Origin of the sequence: Blautia sp. JLR.GB0024, from assembly GCF_037000545.1 — a bacterium.
GTDB lineage: Bacteria > Bacillota > Clostridia > Lachnospirales > Lachnospiraceae > Blautia > Blautia celeris.
In genome coordinates this window covers 1-22,977 of the sequence record NZ_JBANBF010000011.1, presented here as the reverse complement: position 1 = coordinate 22,977, position 22,977 = coordinate 1, and the positions used below count along the sequence as shown (strand labels likewise).

The window sequence follows — 22,977 nt, the reverse complement described above, 5'->3', positions numbered from 1 at the left end:
AAGATATGGATACATACGCAGTGCTTTTGGTAGATGACGAGGAAGAAGTGATCCAGGTCATCATGAAAAAAATCAACTGGGAAGGCCTGGGCTTCTCAGTCATCGGATATGCCAACAATGGCATGAAAGCCCTGGAAATGATGGAGGAATTCCAGCCCGATGTGGTGATGACGGATATCAAAATGCCCTACATGGACGGCATGGAGCTGTCCAACCGCATTAAGACGGAATATCCGGCAACCAAAATCCTGATCTTCACGGGATTTGATGAATTTGAATATGCGAAAGAGGCTGTCCACCTGGAGGTGGAGGAGTATATTCTGAAACCGGTCAATTCCATAGAACTGACCAATGTGCTCACCCAGCTCAAAATAAAACTGGATCAGGAGATCAGTGAAAAACGAAATGTGGAAATCCTGCAGAAATGTTATATGGAGTCCCTGCCTCTTCTGCAGGCGAACTTTTACTCCACGCTGGTGGAGGGAAGGATCCATGAAGATGAGATTCCGAAGTATCTCACAGATTATCAGATTTCTTTTCCGGGACCATGTTTCTGCTGTCTTGTCATACATACATCATCCAGTCAGGTGCCGAAGGATATGAATCCTTTGTTGCTGTCCACGTCTGTCCATAACCAGGCCAGGGAACGTCTGGGCGAAAAGTGGCAGGCAAAATGCTTTTCTTATCTGGGAAATACCATCCTGATCGCACAGCTTAAAAATGAATATGAAGTCTCGGAACTGACCGATGAATGTGACAGGTTCTGCAGATATGCACATCGTATCATCGGCGCTGTGGTCACAGTGGGAATCGGCCAGGTCTGCAGAAATATCATGGATCTGCCCCAGTCTTACAGCGGTGCCAGGGAGGCGGTTTCCTACCGGGTGATCTATGGTGCTTCCAGGGCGATCAATATGAAGGAGATCGCTCCCCAGGAGATGAGCACAACGGATTTCGCCAGCGATGCGGAATTGTCTGAACTGTTTAAAATGATCCGTTTAAAGTCAGCCGATGATGTTGTCCGGGCAGTCAATCAGTATCTGGATCATATCTCTTTTCCTGCAAAATCCCTGCAGCAGCACCACATTGATATCATGGAACTGGTAAGTGCTCTGTACCGATTTTCTGCAAATAATGATATTGCGCCGGAGGATTTTTCGGGGGATATGCGGACACTGTATGGCAGCCTTCTTGATCTGGGACCTGATGCGCTGCGGAAATGGCTCGCTGATCTCAGCCTGTCCTTCCGTGAAAAATTGATCAGTGCCAGAAGCAGGTCCACGAAATCCATTGTATCCAGAGCCATGGAATATATCCGCAGCAACTATTCGGATGAGGAACTTTCACTGGACAATATCTGTGAGGTTCTGGGCGTGTCAAATTCCTATTTTTCTACGATTTTTAAAAAAGAGACCGGCAATTCCTTTATCGGCTGTCTGACGGATTACCGGATGGACCGGGCGTCACGCCTGCTGATCGAGACAAATGAGAAAAGTTATATCATAGCAAAGAGTGTGGGGTACACAGATCCCAACTATTTTAGTTATGTATTTAAGAGGCGGTTTGGAGTGTCACCTTCAAAGTACAGAACGGAGCATACAGAAAGTGAAAAATAAGTTTTTCGGACGTTTGAAAAGCGCGAAGCCCAGGGGCATACAGTCAACGATCATGTTTGCCATCTCCGTTATATCTATTTCCATCATGCTGATCCTGGGAATCGTGATGTACATCAGGTTTTCCGTTTTATCCCGGCAGGAGATCATACAAAGCACGCAGAAACTGATGGAACAGGCAGGAGAGAATCTGGAAGATTACCTGGGCAGTATGCGGCAGATTTCAGACGCGGTCTATTATAACGTTATAAAAGAAAATGATCTGTCCAATCAGGATATGGATATCCAGAGAGGGATGAATCTTTTGTATGAGGCGAACAGAGACAGCCTGCGCAGCATTGCCATTTACAATAATTACGGCAGCCTGATGGCAGCGGAACCCCTTGCGTCCCAGAAAGAGGACCCGGATGTGACCAGGCAGGACTGGTTCAAACGTGCTATGGGGGAAATGGAAAATATGCATTTTTCCACACCCCATATCCAGAACCTGTTTGATGACGGCACCTTCCGGTATTACTGGGTGATTTCTCTGAGCCGCGTGGTTGAGCTGACCAATAAGGGGGATTCCCAGTTAGGCGTCCTGCTTGTGGATATGGATTATTCCAATATCTCCCGGATGATGAAACAGATCAATACCCTGAACAACGGACAATATTATTATCTGTGCGACAGCAACGGGGAAATTATCTATCACATGCGGCAGATACAGATCAGCGATGGAATCGGCAGTGAGAACAGTAAAACAGCCGCAAAATACAAGGACGGTGTCTACGACGAGACCTTTGAGGGGGAACACCGCAAGGTGATCGTCAACACCATAAGCTACACCGGATGGAAGCTGGTCGGAGTGATCCCTTATTCCACATTTACACACGGAATGGTCAATATCCGGTATTTTATCATGGTGCTCATGCTCTTGATGGCAATGATGCTTGTGATCATCAACCGCGTTGTGTCTGTCAGGATTTCCAGCCCTATTTTGAAACTGAATAACTCGGTCATGGAATATGAGGCGGGGGAAAAGCCGGAGATTTATACGGGAGGCTCCCTGGAAATCCGGCATCTGGGGGATTCCATACAGCGGTCCTATGAGCAGATTGACACCCTTATGCGTAAAATCGTGCTGGAACAGAATGAAAGAAGAAAAAGTGAGCTGGATGCTCTGCAGAGCCAGATCAATCCCCACTTTTTATACAATGCCCTGGAATCGATTACGTGGATGGTGGAGGGGGAGCGGAACGATGAAGCTGTATTTATGATCTCACAGCTTGCAAGGCTCTTTCGGATCAGCCTTTCCAAGGGCCGCACGGTGATCAGTGTAAAAGATGAACTGCAGCATGCCCAGAGCTATATGAATATTCAGAAGGTCCGGTATAAAAACGCGTTTTCCGTTACATTTGACGTGGATCCTTCCATATATTCCTATTGTACGGTGAAGCTGATCCTACAGCCGATTCTGGAAAATGCCATTGCCTATGGCGTCAGCAGCATGGATGACTGCGGAGAAATCAGGGTGACCGGAACCATGAGAGGGGAAAATATTGTTTTCTCGGTGGCAGACAACGGAATCGGAATGTCAGAGGAAGAGGTGAGCCTTATCCTTACGGACAGCAAACGGGTGCATAAACACGGGTCCGGTGTTGGCCTTGTGAATGTGAACAACCGCATCCAGATTCTCTTTGGAAAAGAATACGGCCTTACCGTTGAAAGTGAACCGGATGAGGGGACCACCGTCTCCATCTGTATGCCGGCGGTTCCTTATACGGAGGAAAACAGCAGGATTCTGGAGAAGGGCTATATCTTCAGCCGGGAAGAAATGATTGACAGGAAAACACAGGGTAAATAGAGATGAAAAACAGCAAAAGATTGTTTATTCTGATAGAAGCGGTTCTGGCCGCAATGGTGATTGTACTGGCCTTTGTCATGCTTCAGGAGAAAAACGGCAGGGATCTTGACAAGGTCTCCGTGATCATCCAAAATTCTGATGACAACCAGTGGTCCGCATTCAAATACGGGCTCAGAATGGCAGCGGAGGACCGGAAAATAGAAATGTTTGTCGTCAGCACGGGGGGCACACTGACTGCAGAGGAGGAAAAGAGCCTGATCGAACGCGAGATCGAGAACGGGGCAGATGCAATTATAGTACAGCCCGCTCCGGATGCTGACACGGAAAACATGTTAAGAGATGTGGAAAAGAAAGTCCCGGTCATGCTGGCAGGGTGTACAGCGTCAAAGGAAAAAGAGGACTCCGCCCTGCCGGTCACAGAGCCGGACCACTATGCCATGGGCACGGCCCTGGCGGAGGAACTGCTGAAAGATTACAGTGGAAATATAGAAGGTAAGACAGTGGGAATCCTCTCAGAGACCGCTGATTCGGAAGCGGCAGCCAACCGGGAGAAAGGATTTCTCGATGGATTGAAAGACACAGGCGCTGTGATAAGCTGGTCTGTATATGATTCCTTTTCGGAGACAGACGAAAATGCGCTGGAGTTCCGTTCCAGAGTGGATTTTGTCATTGCGCTGGACGACAACAGTCTGAGGACAGCCGGTAAATATTCTGCAGCCAAGAATCTGCACGGAGCTCTGGTGTATGGAATCGGCAATTCCACGGAGGCGGTCTATTATCTGGACACAGGCTTTGCGGAATGCCTGGTGGTGCCCGATGAATTTAATGTGGGATATCAAAGTCTTACCGAGACGGCAGAAAGTCTGGATGATTATTTTCACACAATGCAGAACAGAACTGTTTCCTATACGGTGATCCGCAGGGATACACTGTTTTCAAAAGAGAATCAGGAAGTTCTTTTTACAATGAGCCAGTAGAGTACGCTTTAAGCGGCCGGAAGAAATCAGGGGTATAGTATGAGAGGAAAAAACATATTGGCAGCAGGATTGATCTTCTGCATGAGTACACAGCTCTTATGTGCCTGCCAAAAGCAGCAGCCGGCTGTGTCTGACAAGGTTCACGCGGGGGTGATCTGCTATAATCAGAGTGATACCTTCCTGGATGAGCTGATCACTTGTTTTAAAGAAAAGCTCAGTGACTATGGAAGTGAGGAGTTTAAGACCACTGTGACACTTAGGGACGCCGCCGGTTCACAGAGGACCCAGAATGACCAGGTGAAGGAACTGATTGACGCGGGCTGTAATGTCCTCTGTGTAAACCTGGTGGATCGGGCGGACCCATCGGAGATCATTGACCTTGCCAGGGATAATAATGTGCCTATCATATTTTTTAACAGGGAACCCGTTGCTGAGGATCTGATGCAGTGGGACGGTCTTTATTATGTGGGCGCAGAGGCAAAGCAGTCCGGAGTCATGCAGGGGGAACTGGCAGTAGACGTAATACAGGCAGACAGCCGCATAGACCGCAACAAGGACGGCAGGATCCAGTATGTAGTGCTGGAAGGAGAACCCGGCCATCAGGATGCCATCATCCGCACGGAAAATGCGGTGGATACCTTGAAAAACAACGGCATTGAACTGGAGAAACTGAGCTATGGAATCGCGAACTGGAACCGTGCCCAGGCACAGAACAGGATGTTATTGCTGATCAGTCAGTACCAGAATAAGATAGAGCTTGTTTTAGCCAACAATGATGATATGGCGCTGGGCGCCATTGATGCCTACAAGAAGTTGAATTATTCAGAATCTGCCCTTCCGGTATTTTTGGGGATCGACGGCACGGATGTGGGACTCCAGGCAGTCCTGGACGGGGAAATGTCCGGAACGGTATATAACGATAAAGAAGGACAGGCAGAGGCTATGGCAGAGCTGGCAGTTGCCCTTGTGTCAGGTAAGGGGATGGAAGATATTAAGTTCGAGAAGGATAAGTATATCTATCTGCCTTATTCTAAGGTTACGATGGATAACGTGGAGGATTATCTGCCGGAACCCGCAAATTACAGATAAACGTAGGCTGCGGTCTTTCTGCATGGAGATACGCACAGGAAGGAAGTGAACCCGTGATGGAATTGCTGGGTAAATGCAATCTATAACGGGGACTTATTAACAGGCGAACTCTGACCGGGGAATGCATTTGGCATTCTCCGGTTTTTATTAAATTAAAAAAATACAAATCTGTCATCAAATGCAAAACTTTACAAAAATCATGTCAAACTTGTCATTCACTCATCTGTAATCGATTCCCTTTTTTCGATAGAATAAATACATACAAACAACAGCCGTCCGGCTCATCAAAAGCTTCTTAACGGCTGAATTTCCGTATCAGTTCAAGATATTTGAACGACTACAAATTTATAGAAAACAGGGAGGATTACATATGTTACAGGTAAATCATTTATACAAGAGCTACAAGACAGGGAACACCACTTACGAGGTGTTAAAGGACGTTTCATTTTCCATAGAGGAAGGCGAATTCGTGGCAGTTATGGGGCCGTCCGGTTCCGGGAAAACAACCCTTTTAAACTGCATTTCCTGCTTCATCCCTCACGACAAAGGAGAAATCCTGCTGGACGGGGTCAATATTTCCAATATGAAAGAGGAGCAGATCGCCAAGATAAGAAACGAAAAGCTGGGATTTGTTTTTCAGGATTTTATGCTTCTGGACGGGCTGAATGTTTTTGAAAATGTATGTGTCCCGAAAGTCATCCATCAGGAACCGTACAGGCAGATGGAGACAAAAGCGGAGAAGCTTCTGAAAATGTTTGAGATCTCCGATATCGCCGGCAAATTTCCGGCAGAGATATCCGGCGGCCAGAAGCAGCGTGCCGCAGTGGCAAGAGCGCTGATGAACAATCCGCTTCTGATCCTTGCGGATGAGCCTACCGGCAATCTGGACAGCCGTTCCAGCGAAGCAGTGATCGGAGCTTTTCTGGAGGCGCAGAAGGAATTGAATGCAACCACATTTATGGTGACACATGACAGTTTCTCTGCCAGTTACTGTGACCGGGTGATCGTGATGAAGGACGGAACCGTTTATACAGAATTGACCAGTAATGGAAATCACAGGGAATTCATGGAAGAGCTTTTAGATGTTTTGAGAAAAATGAACGGTGGTGAATAGAATGAAACTGAGCGGATTATTTGCAAAATTACGGAAAAACAACAAAAAGGAATATATGCAGTTCCAGTTCTGCATGTCCCTGTCCATTCTTTTGATCACCTCGTATCTTGTTATGTATGGGAGTGACCTGGTGCAGAAAACACTGCCCAATGGGGGTGACTCCAGAAAAATAGCGGATATGATCTTCTTCCTTGCAGCAGCAGGCTGCATTATGTTCAGTATCTACGCGGCAAGTCTGTTTTTGAGATATAAGAGCAGAGAGACAGGGATTTTCCTTGCACTTGGTGCCGGGAAAAGTAAACTTGGCAGGGCTTTATTTACAGAGATCGGCAAGATGATGGTCAGATGCTCCGTTGTGGGAATTCTGCTTGGCATTGGTCTTGCAAGTGTTATCGGTGTTATTTTTGAGCATATTGCAAGCAGCGGGAATGATAACCATTTTTCCCTCTCATTTTTGGGAATTGCAGGAGGAATTGTCTACTGTATGCTCCTGATTATCTGTGTGGCTGTGATGTGTGTGCGTTTTATGAAGAGAAGCAACGTTATGGATATCATCAATGAGCAGCGTAAACAGGAGCCGCTGCGAAAGGGCATCACATTATCTTACCTGATATCCGGTATCGTGATGATTCTTGTGGGGGTTTTTATAGGATATTTTGTGCCTATCCTCTCCGTTAACATCAGCGGACACTGGATGGGGGCCTGGACCAATTTGTTTTATATTCTGGCCGCTGTTGGGCTTTACCGGATTTTAGTCTACTCCATCGCCTCACACAGGAAAGGAAAGAATGCGCAGAAATATTATGATAACATGATATCTTACGGCATGTTAAAATTCCAGGGAGGTTCCATTGTCAGAAATATGCTGGTGATCGCATTACTGCTTATGGGAGTACAGTTTGGCGTTTTTTATCTGCCGCTTCAGGGGGGCGACAATTACGGAGAATATGAAGACGATATCTCTTACCGCTATCCCATGGATGCAGATGAACTGTCAGAGGAAGAAGTGTTTGCCATGGCTGATAAGTATCAGGTATCTGTGCAGGATTACCGGGAGGCGGAATTTATCCAGGTTCTGGGGGACGGTGTAAACCGTGAGGACATGGATGAAAATAATAATATGATTGAGGAATACAACGAAAAATATTTTTATTACGAATGCATCAGCGCAGCGCAGTTTGAAGCCATGACAGGAAAAGAGACCGAGATCGCAGAGGGGCATTACAGGGTAATCCAGTCAAAATCGGGCTATGAAAATATTTTTAACAGATTTGACGATACAACCAGGCTTTATCTGCAGAATGAAGAAGATTTTATTTCTATGGAATATGACGGACTGGAGATATACCGCTCTCTTGTGATAGGAGCAGGGTATGGTGAGGATTCCAGGTATATTCTGAATGATGCGGACTATGAAAAGCTGAAGGCAGATATCAGCCAAGACAAGATCATCCGCCAGGTACTGTTTCAGGTGGAAGACAGCAAAGAGACCTACGCATTCAGCAAAGATCTCTATGAACAGTTCTGCAGCAGGGCCCCCGAAAGCATGAATCATATTGGGGCATACAATGCATATCAGGCAAAAGTGCGGGGAGAGGAATATGGATACGATCTTCCGGGTATTTATGACGGCAAAAGGCCTGCTTTAGAGGCAGACTGGCTCTACAAGCCCTCCATTGTGCCGATGGAAAAGGAAAACAGTATTATGAGACGTGCCATCTTTTTACTGCTGTTTGTATACATCGCTGTGATATGCCTGGCTGCTGAAAGTATTATCTTATACACAAGAAGCCAGAACGCAGCCATGAAAAACAGCCAGATATTCAAAGATCTGGAAAAGCTGGGTGCAAATAAGAAATACCTGCGCAGGCTTCTGAAAAGCCAGTTGGCAAAAACCTTTGTACTGCCTACGATCATGGGATGTCTTCTGATGTTTTTATATGAGCTGCTCCTTCTGTGGCAGAATGACGGCATTCTGACAACGGGTGAAATAAAAGTTGCCGGATTGATGCTGACAGTCATTGCCCTGATAGGACTCTATCAGTTTGCTTTGTACAAGATTTCCATGAAGAACGCAGCAGGTGTTCTGGAAATTTAAAATTACGGTTTATGTTTTGCTGTACCGGGAGGTGTTTTCGGGCCAAAAGTGGTTATGCCATTGCACAAGCGGATCCTATCCCCTATAATATAAGAAAGACGGAGACGAAGAGGGGGAAGGATATGCTGAAAATAGCAGTCTGTGACGATGAGGCATCCGCAGTTGCCCTGTCGGAGAAATATACCAGGCAGTGCCTGAAGACCTGCGGGGCCGCGGCAGAGATAACGACCTATACAAGCAGCCGGAATCTGCTGTATGACATTTCCGAGGATGGATTTCATTATGATCTGATCCTTCTGGATATCGAGATGCCGGATACGGACGGCATGGAACTGGCGGCAGAAATAAAGCCTTTTCTGCCGGATGTGAAGATCATTTTCATCACTTCCCATCTGGAATATGCCATTGATGCATATGAACTGTCCATATTTCGCTATGTTCCGAAAAATGATATGGAAAAACGCCTGACAGCAGCCATCACGGACGCTGTCAGGCTGCTTTTGCTTGAAGAGGGGGATTCCTATACCATAAAAAACGGCAGTTCTCTGGAAAAGGTAATGTATCGTGACATTTATTACATTATGAAGGAGGGAAAAAATTCTGTGTTTCACACTTCCAGGGGAATCTCGAAAGTCCGGAAAAGTCTGCAGCAGGTATATGAGGAACTGCAGGCAGAAGAATTTATTTTCACGGACAGGGGTTGTATCGCAAATATCATCCACATTATGCAGCTACAGAAGCAGTCACTGGTTTTAAAAAACGGGGAGGAGCTGCCTGTCAGCCGTTCCCATATACAGGGGGTAAAAGAACAGATCACAGCGTATTGGGGGGCACATATATGATGGGATGGATGGTGTTGGTTTCCGGCTTTTTTACAGACAGTATCTGCATTTTGCTGTACTTCTTTCTCATCCGTACCTGGGACGGCGGCAGGAAAGAAAAAAGCCATACAGCGGTATTGGGGACAGCGTTTTTCCTGGCAGCCTTGTCAGGTCTTCTTTTTATACTGAAAGTGCCGGAATTTCCGGTATTGACTGTGCAGGTTATTCTGGCGGCATCTGCCGGAGCATGGATTTATGGAATCAGGAGAAAAAGGGCTCTGTTTCTGGCTGTGGAATATGCAATGGCACTCAGCCTGTGGAAGTTTATCCTTTGCGGAGCCATTGGTGTTATACTGCGCATGGATACTTTGCCGGGCAGAGGTACAGGAGGAAATCTGGCTGCGGACTGGATCGTTTGTCTGCTCACAGGTGTGTTATCCTTTTTTCTTTATAAGAAAAGGGAGGAGGAGCAGTCTGTCCGGCAGATACTGTCCAGGACCGCAGTTGCGGGACTGATACTGACAGTGACGCTCACGGAGCAGAATATTCTTCCCATAGGAGAAGAGGAAATGCTGGCTCCTCTCATATTTGCTATGGTCCTTCTCATGGGAATGCTGGTGTATTATACGCAGAGGCAGTACGAGAGGGAAAAGGAGCTGGCAGAATTAAAATCCACCCAGAAGGAGCTTTTAGAGAGGGATTACAGGCGGCTCAATGAAATCTATGCGGGTAATGCAAGGCTTTTTCATGATTTTCACAACCATATGACAATTCTGGGACAGCTTCTCAGGGAGGGAAAAACAGAGGAGGCATCCGCTTATCTGGAGGACATACAGGGGCCTGTCAAGAGGATTGCCAAAACAGTATGGACCGGGGATGAAACCATGGATTACCTGATCAACAGCAAATTAATGGCGGCAAAGGAAAAGCAGATCCATATGGAGATCAATATAGAATTTCCCAGGCAGACGGGCATACGCAGCGCTGATTTATGTGCGGTTCTCGGGAATCTGCTGGACAATGCACTGGAAGCAGCAGGGCAGGCAGAGGATGACAGCAGACGCATCATTTGGCTGACCATACGGCGCATCAACCATATGCTGGTCATAAAGGTCCAAAATACCTGTGAAAAACAGCCTGTGTGGGAAAAAGGGGAATGGATGACCACAAAAGAGGACAAATCCCTTCACGGATGGGGATTGAAGAGCGCTGCCGCCGCAGTGGAAAAATATAACGGCACCCTGCTGAACCGTTGGGAGAACTCTGTGTTTACAGCTACGGCGGTCATGTATTACCGGGAACAGGAGGAAATGTAAAGTTTCCATTTGCGGACAAAATGCCTCCATTTACGCCCAAATCCGTACAGCGGATTTCTCTGTGCTATGATGAGACCATAGAAAAAAGCAAAGAGGAGGAATCAAATATGCGTCATTATTACTTTCGTTTATTCTTTGGAATCATCTGGCTGTTGGCAGCATTGGTAAGCTTTCTCTCGGCAAATATCTGGTTTGGTATTCTGTATATAGTGCTGGGAGCTTGTTTTCTTCTTTCGGCATATCATTTGGGAAAGGACAGGGAGGACAAATGAAAGCAGAATTTTCCGTAAAAGGCCTTACCGCCTGGTATGTGAAAGAGAAGCCGGTTCTGCAGAATCTGACCTTTCAGTTACAGAAACATGAGGCAGTGGGGATAATCGGGCTGAATGGTGCAGGTAAGACCACCTTGCTCAATTGTCTCTGCGGCCTTCATGACCGGTTTCAGGCAGAACACATCCAATGGGAGGGCGAAGATATCTCTTTGAGGAATCCTGCATTTATGTTACGCAGATATGCTGTTTTTGACGGGGAGGCGCCTTTCGGATATTTTACATTTCGGGAATATCTGGCCTATGTGTTCGGCACATACAAGAGGCAGGTTCCTGATATAGAAACGCTGGTGCAGGGGTTTTCCTTTGAGAAATATGAAGATGTACTGATAAAAGAGCTGTCCACCGGTAATAAAAAGAAAGTGTATCTCATCACAGCATTTGCGCTGCGCCCGGAGCTTCTCTTCCTGGATGAACCGGTTAACGGGCTGGATTTTCAGAGTACGGAATTTTTGTATACGCAGATCAAAGAATATAAGGAGCACGGGACGGTTTTCTTTTCTTCCCACGTGCTGGAAAGTGTGTCTCTTACAGCGGACAGGATTCTGCTTCTGAAGAACGGAAGCATGGAGGAGCTTAAGGACAGGGAATGGAAAGAAAACGGGGATATAAGAGAGGTGCTTCGTCATGTATGAGACTTTTGCAGTGTTCTTAAAAAAGCTGCTGGGTAAGCGCTGGGAACGCGCTGGCAGGTCTTTTTTATACTGTGGGATCGGAGTTACCGCCACTTATGCCGTCTGGGGCAGCATAGTCATCAGGGAAGAGATTTTTTATCTGATCCTGCTGGTGTTCTCGGCTGGTGTTATGTGGAAAGCCCTGTCTTCAGAGGAGAATCGTGTGGATCTGCGCGGTGTTCTGATGCTTCCGGTTCCCGGCAGTAAGGCAGTGCGGGCCTTTGCTGCGGCCCTTGCCGTCTATACTGTGGTGACGAAAACAGCGTTTCTGCTGACCGTTCTTCTTGCAGTGTCCGGCTTTGAGCCGTGGAAACTTGTAAACGGCCTTATCTGCGCGTTTCAGGTCTGCTTCTGTACGGCGGCGGGATACTGGCTGCTTTGTAAAAAAAGATTTCCGGCAGCAGCAGTGCTGGCAGCGGGAGAAGGATTCCTTGTTTTGGGAGCGGGAAAATACAGCCGGATGTTTCTGGTGCTTGCCTCTATGGGCGTACTGGCGGTGCTGCTTGGAAGAGCTGACCCCTGCTTACTCTGCCGGTCCCGTACAGGAGCTGCAAAACGGGTGGGAAGCCTGACAGGAGACGGAAAAAAGGGAAATGTACTACGGTACCTGTTCCGGTATATGGCCTCACACGGCAATTATATGGTGAACACGCTGGCTCTGTGCGGACTTGGCCTGATGTTCTCCTTTTTTATTCCTAAAATGGGCGGCATAAGCATGATGCCCATGGGATTTGCTCTGTTGTCCCTGAACACGCCGGTGTCGATTCTGTTGTCCTCAGACCGCAGGCTCTGCCGGGGGATTCGCATGCTGCCCGGACAGATTGGGCGGTTTGCTGTTCCTTATGGCATATTTATAGCATGTAATTTACTGGTGCCGGAATCTGTATTTTTCCTTTCCTGTGCAGTACAGTTCCCGGAAGTGGGGATGGGAGAGGCCTTTACCGCTCTGCTTTTTATCCTGCACAGCGCCCTGCTTCTCACAGCGCTGGAGTGGAAATTTCCGCTGACAAAATGGAAAATTGAAAGTGACCTGTACCATTATCCCAGGAAATACTGCGTGCCCGTGATCATGCTCCTGTGTGCAGTCTTGGTCAGCACATGGCCTGTGATGAGTTATGTGATGCTTGGTCTTCTTGCCGGGGAGGCGGGCTGGCTGGCAGTGAAAGTGAGAGGTGAGAGAATATGAAGGAGACACATAAATGTCCGAAGTGTGCATCACACAACATTGTACGCATACCGGATAACTTCCGGTATGCCAGCGGAAATAATATCTATACCACAACAATGACACTCTTGGGAAAAATACCGGTGATCCGCTACGTCTGCTGCGACTGCGGATACGTGGAGAACTGGGTAGAACAGCCATGGGAGCTGGAGAAATTAAGAAAAACCTTCGGTGGGAAATGAGAGGGAGAGTTACTGTTCACTGCGTGCCCGGCAGCACGCTTCGCGATGCACAGATATGGAGCATTTTGCTCCATATCGCGCCGGCTGCCTCGGGATTTTCATGCCTTCGGTCTGAAAACACCTCGCGGGACAGTGGCATGTGAACAATAACGGGAGGAGCTTCTGTCCGGTCCTTTTCCTATCTTTGCCCTTGCATATCGCTGTTAAAAGAGATATAATAAGACAAAAGTGCGTGCACGAGTACATTTTGGGCAGGAGGATTATTATGCCAGTAACATTACAGCAGATAGCGGAAGCGGCCGGGGTGTCCAGAGGGACGGTGGACCGGGCGCTGAAGGACAGAGGAAGAGTCCGGCCGGAAGTGGCGGAGAAGATAAAGAATATAGCGAAGGAAATGGGGTATCAGCCCAGTCTTGCGGGCAGGGCCCTTGTTATGGCAAAGCGGAATCTGAAAATCGGGATCATCATGCAGTCAGCCCAGACCCCTTTCATGGTACAGGTCTATGAGGGGATGAAAGCTGCCAAACAGGAGGTGGAAAGTCTGGGCGGTACTGTGGAGATTTTTCGTGTGGACGGCGTGGATGCAGGCCGTGTCATGGAAATCATGCAGGAAATGAAGGCGCAGGAGTATTCGGGTATTGCCCTGTCTCCGTCCGAAGATACCATGCTCAAGAAGATGATCAATCAGTTTTCCGAGGAGTATGGCATTCCCATTATCACCTTTAACTCGGATATTGAGGATACGAAAAGGATATGCTTTGTGGGACAGAATACCATCCAGAGTGGAAGGACTGCAGCCGGGTTAATGGGAGAGATCACAGGCGGCAAAGGGGAGGTGGCTGTGATCTCCGGCCATATTTCCAACCCTGCGCTGAACAACAGGATCAGGGGCTTTCAGTCCGAGATATTGGAGAGCTTTCCCGGCATCCAGCTTGTGGGAACAAAATATTCCTATGATGACGAGTGGGTGGCAGCCAAAATCGTGGAGGAGCTGCTGGAGCAGTACCCGGATCTGAAGGGAATCTACGTGACAGGAACCGCAGTAAAGGGCGTCTGCGAAGCATTGGTAAAACAGGAAAAGGAACGGGAGATCAAAGTAATAGGCAACGATTTTCTGGATGAGAATAAAAAATGGGTAGAACGGGGAGCCATCAATTTTCTCATCGGCCAGGATTCCTATATGCAGGGATATGAACCGGTGATGATGCTGTTCCATTTACTTTTTGATGATGAAAAACCGGAATCTGTTTACCGGTATGCAGAGATTGTGATAAAAAACAGATATAATTTGTAACAGTATGACCGCTTTTCAGGCGGTCATACTGTGGTTAACACAGAAAAATGACATATCCGCCGGAAAAAAGTATCTGAGGCACTTCAGCCGATTATTCCAAATGAAAAGAAAAAATATACGTGCACGCATCTTACATTACTAATATATACTCAAGATTTAATCATTATAATCCATAAATAATATAAAAATTACCATAAATATAGCTTGGAAAAGAATAAATAATAATGCTCCATTACTAAGTTAAAGTAAAAATAAACAAAAGTCCAGTCTGTCATCCAGGATAAAACTGGAAATAATAAACAACATGCACAAAAACATTGTTTGTTTTTTATCAATTAGCAAAAGTTAATAAAAATAGACTGTGAATATTGTACAAAAAAACTATTGCGTTCACGTGAACGCTATGGTATGATTGCATCATCAAGAAAGAACAAAAACAAAAAAACAAATAACTGGGAAACAATGAAAAAGAGAAATGGAGGATATGTATTATGTTAAGAGTAGGAGTTATCGGATGCGGCGGAATGGGTAAGGATCACATCAAAAGACTGACAAACAAGATTCAGGGAGCTGAGGTAGTCGCAGTATCAGACGTATTTGAGGAGAGTGCAAAACAGGCGGCAGCCATCTGCGGAGCAAAGGTATACACAGATGCAAACGAACTGATCAACGACCCTGATGTGGACGCAGTGTTTATTGTATCTCCGGGATTTGCACATGTAGAATCTCTTCTGGCAGCCATCAAGGCAGGAAAGAGAATTTTCTGTGAGAAACCGCTCTGCACAACTGCTGAGGACTGCCTGAAGGTAGTTGAGGCTGAGGTGGAATCAGGAAAACATCTGATCCAGCTTGGATTTATGAGAAGATACGACAAAGGCTATATGCAGGTGAAGGAAGCCCTCACATCCGGTGAATACGGCGAGCCCCTGATTCTTCACTGCACACACAGAAATCCGGAAGTCGGAACCAACTACACAACTCCAATGGCTGTTCATGATACAGCAATCCATGAGATTGACGTGCTTCACTGGTTAGTGGATGATGAGTATGAATCCGCACAGGTTATTATGCCGAAAGTGACAAAATATTCTCACTCTGAATTAAAAGACCCGCAGATCATGCTGCTCCGCACTAAAAAGGGTGTATGCATCGACGTTGAAGTATTTGTAAACTGCAAATTCGGATATGACATCAACTGTGAAGTGGTTTGTGAAGACGGCGCGATCAAGATGCCTTCACCGATTTACCCAAGCATCCGCAAAAATGCAGCCGTTGCCACAACCATCGACACAGACTGCTTCGTAAGATTCAAAGACGCTTATGATACAGAGGTTCAGGACTGGGTTGATGCTGCAGCTGAGGGCGTGATCAACGGACCGACCGCATGGGACGGATACCTGGCAGCTATCACAGCAGACGCACTTGTGAAAGCACAGGAGACAGGCGCAGTAGAACAGATCAACGCTGCAGTTGAGAAACCGGAGTTTTATAAATAAGCCGAAGTACGGCAATAAACCAAAATACAATAGAAATGAAGCCGGATGCACCAGACAAAGCATCCGGCATGAATAAGACAAAAACCGAAAGGATGGTATATATTATGAAACTTGGATTTAATGAGGCAACAGCACTGGAATGTAAAGGACAGTCCCTTCTGGCTGATATGGAAATGTGTGAAAAATACGGATTTGATTATATTGAGATTCGTTTTGACTGCGTAAAAGATTATCTGCAGGAGCATACCCTGGAGGAATTGGCTGACTGGTTCAAAAACCATCATCTGAAACCATGGGCATACAACACCCTGATCTATTTCAACCAGAGAGACGAAGCAGGTAAAAAAGAAATCGACGATGAAGTGGATTTCATCCTGAAAGTTTCCAAAGCGATTGGTATGAAAATGCTGATCACAGTTCCGAATTTTGACGTAAAAGACAAAAGTGTCAGTGAAATCAAGGAAGAAGCTGTGGAAAGACTCCGCTATTTATCAGACAAAGTAGGCGCTGATATGAAAATATCCCTGGAGTTCTGCGGTGCACCAAACTGTTCCATCAATCAGTTCGGCACAGCATATGATGTGGTAAAAGCAGTAGACCGTGACAATGTAGGTATCACAGTTGACACCTTCCATTTCCATGAAATGTGCTCTAAACTGGAAGATTTAAAAGCAGCAGACGGCAAGAAAATCTTTGCTTACCACTTAAATGACTGCGAAGACCTGCCCCTTGGCTCCTGCGGCGATGACAAACGTCTGTGGCCGGAAGAAGGTGTGGTAGACCATGCAGGAATCGCTGCAGCTTTAAAAGAGATCGGATTCGACGGCGTGTGCACGATCGAAGAGTTCCGTCCGGAATATTACGCTATGTCCCATGAGGAGAACGTGAAAAAAGCTGCTGAAGTGACCAAGGCATTTGTAGAAAAATATTTCTAAACGATATATGTGCCCTTTGCAGGGCATAAGGAGATGGGATAAGCAAAAATGACAGGCTGTGCAAACTCCAAACGCTGAATGTGAAGACAGAAAAGCGCAGGACTTGTCACAGAATGAGAGGAAGGAGCAGGGCGGATGGGTAAGCTCCGCCCTGTAAAAGGTGATAGTATGGCAAAGGGAGGAATTCCCGAACTGCTGAATTTTAAGCAGAAGGGTAAAGATATGAATGAATTCATCAAAGTCCCAATGTCGGAAAAGCTGGCGTACTGTTTTGGTGACCCGGCGCTGACTTTGATGTATACGATGACAACAACACTGCTGATATATTTCTACACGAACGTGGTAGGCATATCTGCAGGCGCAGTGGGTATGATCATGCTGCTCTCCAGGGTATTTGACGGATTTTCCGATGTGCTCATGGGAACTATTATTGACAGGACCCATTCCAAATACGGAAAGGCCAGAATCTGGATTCTCCGACTGGCGATCCCGTATGCATTGGCAGCCATTTTGCTGTTTACCATGCCTCCCATGGGGGATATGGGGAAGATTATTTATGCATTTGTAACTTATAACATTATGAACACAGTGGTATATACCGCAATCAGCCAGCCTTTCCATGCACTTGGTTCACTTATGAGCCGTGACAGGAGAGAGAGGGACGTGATCTGCAACATCCGTATGGTGCTTTCTATTACGGCAAGTATGATCATCACAGCATTTACCCTGCCTCTGATCAATAAAGTGGCAAAACTGATTGACAACCAGCAGATGGCCTGGATTCTTGTGACTGCGGCATATGCCATTGTATCCGTATTCGTTTTGATCAATACATACTGCACCTGTACGGAACGTGTGCAGGCATCCGGCGGCAAAAAGGAAAAAGAAAACACTCCGTTCTGGACTGCTTTCAAAGTTACGGTTACCAACAGATATTTCCTTATCGCCCTTGGCCTGATGGTGTTCTATACTGCTTATCAGATCATCATCGGTACAGATCTGACCTATTATTGTCAGTACGTGTTAAATGATGTGGATCTGGTTATGCCGCTTTCCGCAGCAGAGAAGATTTCCACTATCATCGGTATCGCAATGCTTCCGAAACTGCTTCCGAAATACGGCAAGAGAAACCTGATCTGTGCCGGATGTATCCTGGGTATTGCAGGACAGCTTCTCTTCCTGCTGAACATCACAAGTGTTCCGTTAGGTGTCGCAACCTGTATTATGAGAGGATTTGGTATCGCACCGTTCTACGGCGTACAGTATTCCCTGCCAAGTGATGCCATTGAATATGGCCACTGGAAGACAGGTGTCCGCGTGGAAGGCCTTATGTTCTCCTCCATGAGTATGGGACAGAAAGCAGGTTCAGGCTTTACATCAGCTATCATGGGCGCAATTCTTTCCATGGCAGCATTTGACGGACTGAAAGCAACAGCAGCGGAGCAGACAGCATCTGCCATCTCCGCCATCAAGACCTTTTATCTGTATGTGCCCATCGCCATCTGGGTGATCATGTTTATCATAGCAGCATGTTATAAGCTGGATAAAATGTATGATAAGATGATGCGCGAGCTGATTTCCAGAGAAGGAAAGAACGGGCTGGAAGAGATTCCGGTGGCAGCGCACTCTGAGAATAAGATCAATGTGGCCATTGGCCGTGTATATGGCAGCAGCGGAAGAAAGATTGCGGAGGAAATCGCAAAAGAACTGAACTGCCGTGTCTATGACCGTCAGATCATCTGTCTGCTGGCAGAGAAGATGGGAATGGAAACTTCCAATCTGGAGGAAGTGCAGAAATATCTGGATAATTATAACTATGGGGACAAAGAGCCCACATTCTCTCCGTATGCCTACCCACAGGCAGGTGTAGCGGATGATATGAACGCTGTCAAAATGTTTGAAGAACAGAGCCGGATCATCAAAGGCCTTGCCAGAAGCGCGCCCGGCGTATTCCTGGGAAGATGTGCAAACTTTATCCTTGGCGGACAGGAACACACCTATTCCTTCTTCATCTATGCAGATGATGAATACAGGGAAAAAGAAGGCAGGGAATATTACGGCGGCATTTCTCTGGAAGAACTGAAAGAGAAGGATGAGATGCGGAACAGCTATTATGAGAAATTCACCGGCATGCGGCGTGATGACCCGAAACATTACGATATGGTTGTCAATGTATCAAAGACCGGTGTACAGGGCACAGTTTCCATGATTCTTGATTACATCAGGAACAAAGAAGAGAGCAGTAAGGGAGGAAATTGATAATGTTGGATAAAAGCAAAGTAAGACTGGGTATCGCTCCCATTGCATGGACCAATGATGACATGCCTGATCTGGGCAAAGAAAATACATTTGAGCAGTGCGTCAGTGAGATGGCTCTGGCCGGATTTACAGGCTCTGAGGTGGGCGGCAAATATCCCACAGATACAGAGGTACTGAAAAGAGCCCTTAATTTAAGAGGAATCCAAATCTGCAACCAGTGGTTCTCCTCCTTCCTCATTTCCAGACCATATGAGGAGACAGAGAAGGAATTCATCAAAGCCACGGATTTTCTGAAGGAAATGGGCGCAAAAGTGATTGGCGTATCCGAGCAGAGCTACAGCATCCAGGGAAAGATGGAGCAGCCTGTCTGGGAAGGCAAATATGTCATGGATGACCGAGAGTGGAAATTGCTTGCGGAAGGCCTGAACAAGCTGGGAAAAATAGCGAAGGACAAGGGCATGACACTTACTTTCCATCATCACATGGGAACTGTTGTGCAGACAGAGGAGGAGATTGACCGTTTCATGGAAATGGTTGACCCTGAGCTGGTATTCCTTCTTTTTGACAGCGGACATCTGTCCTTTGCAGGCATTGATCCGGAAAATGTGCTGAAGAAATATGTAAACAGAGTAAGACATGTACATCTGAAAGACATTCGCAGAGAGATGGTGGAAAAATCCAGAAACGAGAGATGGAGCTTCTTAAAAGGTGTCCGTGAAGGCGTGTTCACCGTACCCGGAGACGGAGATGTGGACTTTGCACCAATCTTCAAAATTCTTGAGGAGGCCGGATACGAAGGCTGGGTTGTTGTGGAAGCTGAGCAGGACCCCGCAAAGGCCAATCCTCTGGAATATGCAAAGAAGGCAAGAGCTTATATTGCGGAAAAAACAGGTTTATGATCAAAACAGTCTGCACCTCCCGGTATTCTTACCGGGAGGTATCAGAGAATAAAGATTAGGAGGAAATCAATATGAAGATCGCATTTGACGTGGACGTACTGGCAAAACAGATGGACATCAACCGTATGGTCCATCAGGTTGCAGATTGGGGATATAAATATATTGAACAGTCACCCCATCCGAGAATCAATCCGTTTTACAAACATCCGCTTTTTTCCAAAGAGTGCGAACAGGAATACAGGCAGGCTCTGAAGGAGACAGGCGTGGAGATCTCATCTTTCATCGTTGTATACCGCTGGTCAGGCCCCACGGAAGAGCAGAGACAGTTCGCGGTTGCCAACTGGAAACGTATGATTGAGATTGCAGTGGACATGGGTGTCCAGGTTATCAACACAGAGCTGTCCGGTGACCCGAACCAGCAGGAAATCTGCAATGGCATGTGGTTCAGATCCATGGAGGAACTGCTTCCTATTATAGAGAAGGAGGGCATCCGTGTGGAAATCCAGTCCCATCCCTATGATTTCTGCGAGCTGAACAATGAGACCTGTGACCTGGTAAAATCCTTCCGTTCCAAAAATCTGGGATATGTATATTCTTCCCCTCACGGCTTCTTCTATGACGAGGGCAAAGGGGATGTGCGTTCCATGCTGAGATATGCGGGAGATGAACTGACCCATGTACTGTTTGCAGATACCTTTAATCAGACACTGGACTGCCGTTACATCGCCAATCCGCCGTGGCTGAACGGCCGGGGAAAAGCAGATGTGACCATTCATCAGCACCTGGCAATGGGGGAAGGAGATGTGGATTTTGACGGCATCTTTGAAACTCTGCGTGATATGGATTTTGCAAATAAACAACTGAAAGAAAATGCCCCGAAAGTGGGCGGTGACAATATCGCCTGCGTCTCCATGTTCGGTTTTCCTGAGAAAATGGATAAACAGGCACCGGAGGCAAGAGAGAGGATCGAGAGAGAACTTCTGGGAAAATAATATATAATTAACGACTGACAGCAAACCGGCTTTTTCATATGGCAGTATACCATATGGAAGGGCCGGTTTTTCATTGGGCAGTGCCGGTAAAATGGTTCTATATGCTGTCCTTCAAAATGTGAAAATAATGTGAATTCTAAATCGTGTGCTTGACAATATGATATATAAGTGTTATATTACAACTAGAACAAAGGAAAAGAAAATTTATTGATATTGTTCACATGTCATTGTCCCGCGAGGTGCTTTCAGGCCGAAGGCATGAAAATCCCGAGGCAGCCGGCGCGATATGGAGCAGAATGCTCCATATCTGTGCATCGCCAAGCGTGTTGCTGGGCACGCAGTGAACAGTAACAATTTATTTCCTGGTTCATAACAACAGGGATTCTCTGAAGAAGTAAAAAAATAATTTGTCATAGAAAGAAAGGAGAAATGACTTATGTTGATGCCCAGTATTTTTGGAGAAAATTTATTTGATGACTGGATGGATTTCCCGTTCGGAAGGGGTCTTTTTGGAAAGAACAATTCTCTTTTTGAAAATGGCGGCAGTTATGGCATGAGCACAGATGTGCGGGAAACAGAAAATGGCTATGAGGTGGACATGGAACTTCCCGGATTCAGGAAAGAGGATATAAATGCCCAGTTAAAGAATGGTTACCTGACCATCCGGGCCGCGAGAACTTCAGACAAGGAAGAGAAAGATGAAAATGGCAGATATATCCGTCGTGAGCGGTATTCAGGAAGCATGAGCAGAAGCTTCTATGTGGGTGAGGATGTGACAGAGCAGGATATTCATGCAAAATTCGAGGATGGAATTTTGAAACTGGCTATTCCGAAAAAGGATGCCAAAGCTGTGGAACAGCAGGAATATATAGCTATTGAAGGCTGAAACTATTTGAATCCGCTGCGCCGAAAAGTGCGCAGCGGATTTTATGTTCCGTCCTGACAGTTATACGTTCCATCTGGAATCATGCGTGTCTTCGGAGAAATCTACGTTCCTATGGCTTTGTCGGGTGATAATATGACAGACAGAGTTTCGCATCATATTTTTTTGATTTTGTGGAATTTAATGATAGAAATATTCAGACAGGCGGATGGTTCGCATCCGCCTTATATGATTTGAAAATAACAGAGCCCCAAAGGGCAGAAAATTACATGGAGAGACGGTGAATATAAGATTATAATCCGTATTCCTGATACAGAGATTCCAGCAGATGTACGTCAGAAGCGGCTTTTACGATCTGATCGTTCTTTCCATCATCTGCCAGAAGGAGAATTAACCGGCTGTAACGGCTCTGTTCTTTGCTCTTTCCTTCAGCAAGGCCTTTGGCAAGGCTTTCAGCAGCAGCTTCTTTCTCGGCACTTTTGATCAGCTCATCTAACAACATATACTTTACCCCCATTTCCCGATTCTTTTTCAATTCTTTGATCTTATTATGGATTTTATGAACAGTTTCACTTTGGGTCTTCGCTGCGCATTGATCTGTGCTGTTCTCTACATACTCCAGAAATGCAGCCAATTCTTCTGAGATATCCTCAGGATTGTTCCCTTTTGTGCTGAAAAAGATTTTCTGTGTCTCGTCTCCAAGTGCCATATCTGTTTCCAGACAGCGGTTTTCAAAGGTATACCTGTACAGACCCTTGCCAAAAGGGTCAAACGTGCAGATGAAAATAATGTAATTAGGCTTCAGATCGTTGTAAGTTTCCCCGGGTTTCAGGGAGGTTACATCCAATTCACTCTGATAGTATCTTGACCTTTTCGATAAATTGTTCTCATTTTTATTCTGCATTTCGAGGAAATTCCGATATCGGGATTTTATT

The 22,977-nt window shown here is 46.3% G+C and carries 20 protein-coding genes; 19 read left to right on the top strand and 1 reads right to left on the bottom strand.

Features of this window, described 5'->3' with window-relative positions:
- Positions 1–5 precede the first annotated feature (5 nt).
- From V8Q34_RS20235 to V8Q34_RS20145, 19 genes are all read left to right on the top strand, one after another.
- Positions 6–1,616 (top strand): response regulator, encoded by a 1,611-nt coding sequence (locus V8Q34_RS20235; RefSeq protein WP_227245311.1) that lies wholly within the window; start codon positions 6–8, stop codon positions 1,614–1,616.
- Positions 1,606–3,459, top strand: coding sequence for a cache domain-containing sensor histidine kinase (locus tag V8Q34_RS20230; RefSeq protein WP_227210265.1), 1,854 nt, complete (start codon positions 1,606–1,608; stop codon positions 3,457–3,459). Before V8Q34_RS20235 ends, V8Q34_RS20230 begins: the two co-directional genes overlap by 11 nt.
- 2 nt (positions 3,460–3,461) lie before the next feature.
- Positions 3,462–4,436: a substrate-binding domain-containing protein gene (locus tag V8Q34_RS20225; protein WP_227210266.1), complete on the top strand. Its 975-nt coding sequence runs from the start codon at positions 3,462–3,464 to the stop codon at positions 4,434–4,436.
- A gap of 39 nt (positions 4,437–4,475) precedes the next feature.
- Entirely contained in the window at positions 4,476–5,525 is a 1,050-nt protein-coding gene (locus V8Q34_RS20220; protein WP_054350889.1) for a galactose ABC transporter substrate-binding protein, read from the top strand.
- A gap of 370 nt (positions 5,526–5,895) precedes the next feature.
- Entirely contained in the window at positions 5,896–6,639 is a 744-nt protein-coding gene (locus V8Q34_RS20215) for an ABC transporter ATP-binding protein (RefSeq protein WP_033143809.1), read from the top strand.
- A 1-nt stretch (position 6,640) separates the two neighbouring features.
- Positions 6,641–8,737: an FtsX-like permease family protein gene (locus V8Q34_RS20210; RefSeq protein WP_033143808.1), complete on the top strand. Its 2,097-nt coding sequence runs from the start codon at positions 6,641–6,643 to the stop codon at positions 8,735–8,737.
- A gap of 122 nt (positions 8,738–8,859) precedes the next feature.
- On the top strand, positions 8,860–9,579 hold the full coding sequence (locus tag V8Q34_RS20205) for a LytR/AlgR family response regulator transcription factor (RefSeq protein WP_033143807.1): 720 nt from the start codon (positions 8,860–8,862) through the stop codon (positions 9,577–9,579).
- Complete coding sequence (locus tag V8Q34_RS20200) at positions 9,576–10,874, top strand: sensor histidine kinase (protein WP_335836189.1); 1,299 nt, start codon at positions 9,576–9,578, stop codon at positions 10,872–10,874. Before V8Q34_RS20205 ends, V8Q34_RS20200 begins: the two co-directional genes overlap by 4 nt.
- A 107-nt stretch (positions 10,875–10,981) precedes the next feature.
- Positions 10,982–11,146 (top strand): hypothetical protein, encoded by a 165-nt coding sequence (locus tag V8Q34_RS20195; RefSeq protein ID WP_186971053.1) that lies wholly within the window; start codon positions 10,982–10,984, stop codon positions 11,144–11,146.
- A complete protein-coding gene (locus tag V8Q34_RS20190; protein WP_033143805.1) occupies positions 11,143–11,838 on the top strand; it encodes an ATP-binding cassette domain-containing protein in 696 nt (231 codons plus the stop codon). The genes V8Q34_RS20195 and V8Q34_RS20190 overlap by 4 nt, the downstream gene beginning before the upstream one ends.
- On the top strand, positions 11,831–13,063 hold the full coding sequence (locus V8Q34_RS20185; protein WP_335836188.1) for a hypothetical protein: 1,233 nt from the start codon (positions 11,831–11,833) through the stop codon (positions 13,061–13,063). The genes V8Q34_RS20190 and V8Q34_RS20185 overlap by 8 nt, the downstream gene beginning before the upstream one ends.
- Complete coding sequence (locus tag V8Q34_RS20180) at positions 13,060–13,284, top strand: hypothetical protein (RefSeq protein ID WP_033143804.1); 225 nt, start codon at positions 13,060–13,062, stop codon at positions 13,282–13,284. The genes V8Q34_RS20185 and V8Q34_RS20180 overlap by 4 nt, the downstream gene beginning before the upstream one ends.
- A gap of 265 nt (positions 13,285–13,549) precedes the next feature.
- Entirely contained in the window at positions 13,550–14,578 is a 1,029-nt protein-coding gene (locus V8Q34_RS20175; RefSeq protein ID WP_033143803.1) for a LacI family DNA-binding transcriptional regulator, read from the top strand.
- 491 nt (positions 14,579–15,069) lie between these two features.
- Positions 15,070–16,074 (top strand): Gfo/Idh/MocA family protein, encoded by a 1,005-nt coding sequence (locus tag V8Q34_RS20170; RefSeq protein ID WP_033143802.1) that lies wholly within the window; start codon positions 15,070–15,072, stop codon positions 16,072–16,074.
- A gap of 104 nt (positions 16,075–16,178) precedes the next feature.
- Positions 16,179–17,009, top strand: a complete 831-nt coding sequence (locus V8Q34_RS20165) for a sugar phosphate isomerase/epimerase family protein (protein WP_054351059.1) — start codon at positions 16,179–16,181, stop codon at positions 17,007–17,009.
- Positions 17,010–17,144: 135 nt separating this feature from the next.
- Positions 17,145–19,268 (top strand): cytidylate kinase family protein, encoded by a 2,124-nt coding sequence (locus V8Q34_RS20160; RefSeq protein ID WP_242850020.1) that lies wholly within the window; start codon positions 17,145–17,147, stop codon positions 19,266–19,268.
- Positions 19,269–19,270: 2 nt separating this feature from the next.
- The gene (gene iolE / locus V8Q34_RS20155; RefSeq protein WP_148393071.1) at positions 19,271–20,167 is read left to right on the top strand and encodes a myo-inosose-2 dehydratase; all 897 of its coding nucleotides are present in this window, start codon (positions 19,271–19,273) and stop codon (positions 20,165–20,167) included.
- A gap of 71 nt (positions 20,168–20,238) precedes the next feature.
- Positions 20,239–21,159, top strand: coding sequence for a sugar phosphate isomerase/epimerase family protein (locus V8Q34_RS20150; RefSeq protein ID WP_033143800.1), 921 nt, complete (start codon positions 20,239–20,241; stop codon positions 21,157–21,159).
- 436 nt (positions 21,160–21,595) lie between these two features.
- Positions 21,596–22,045, top strand: a complete 450-nt coding sequence (locus V8Q34_RS20145) for an Hsp20/alpha crystallin family protein (RefSeq protein ID WP_033143799.1) — start codon at positions 21,596–21,598, stop codon at positions 22,043–22,045.
- A gap of 289 nt (positions 22,046–22,334) precedes the next feature.
- On the opposite strand, the gene V8Q34_RS20140 is transcribed toward V8Q34_RS20145, so the two are convergent.
- Positions 22,335–22,977 (bottom strand): Rpn family recombination-promoting nuclease/putative transposase (locus tag V8Q34_RS20140; RefSeq protein ID WP_335836187.1); only part of this gene is annotated, 643 nt, incomplete at its 5' end.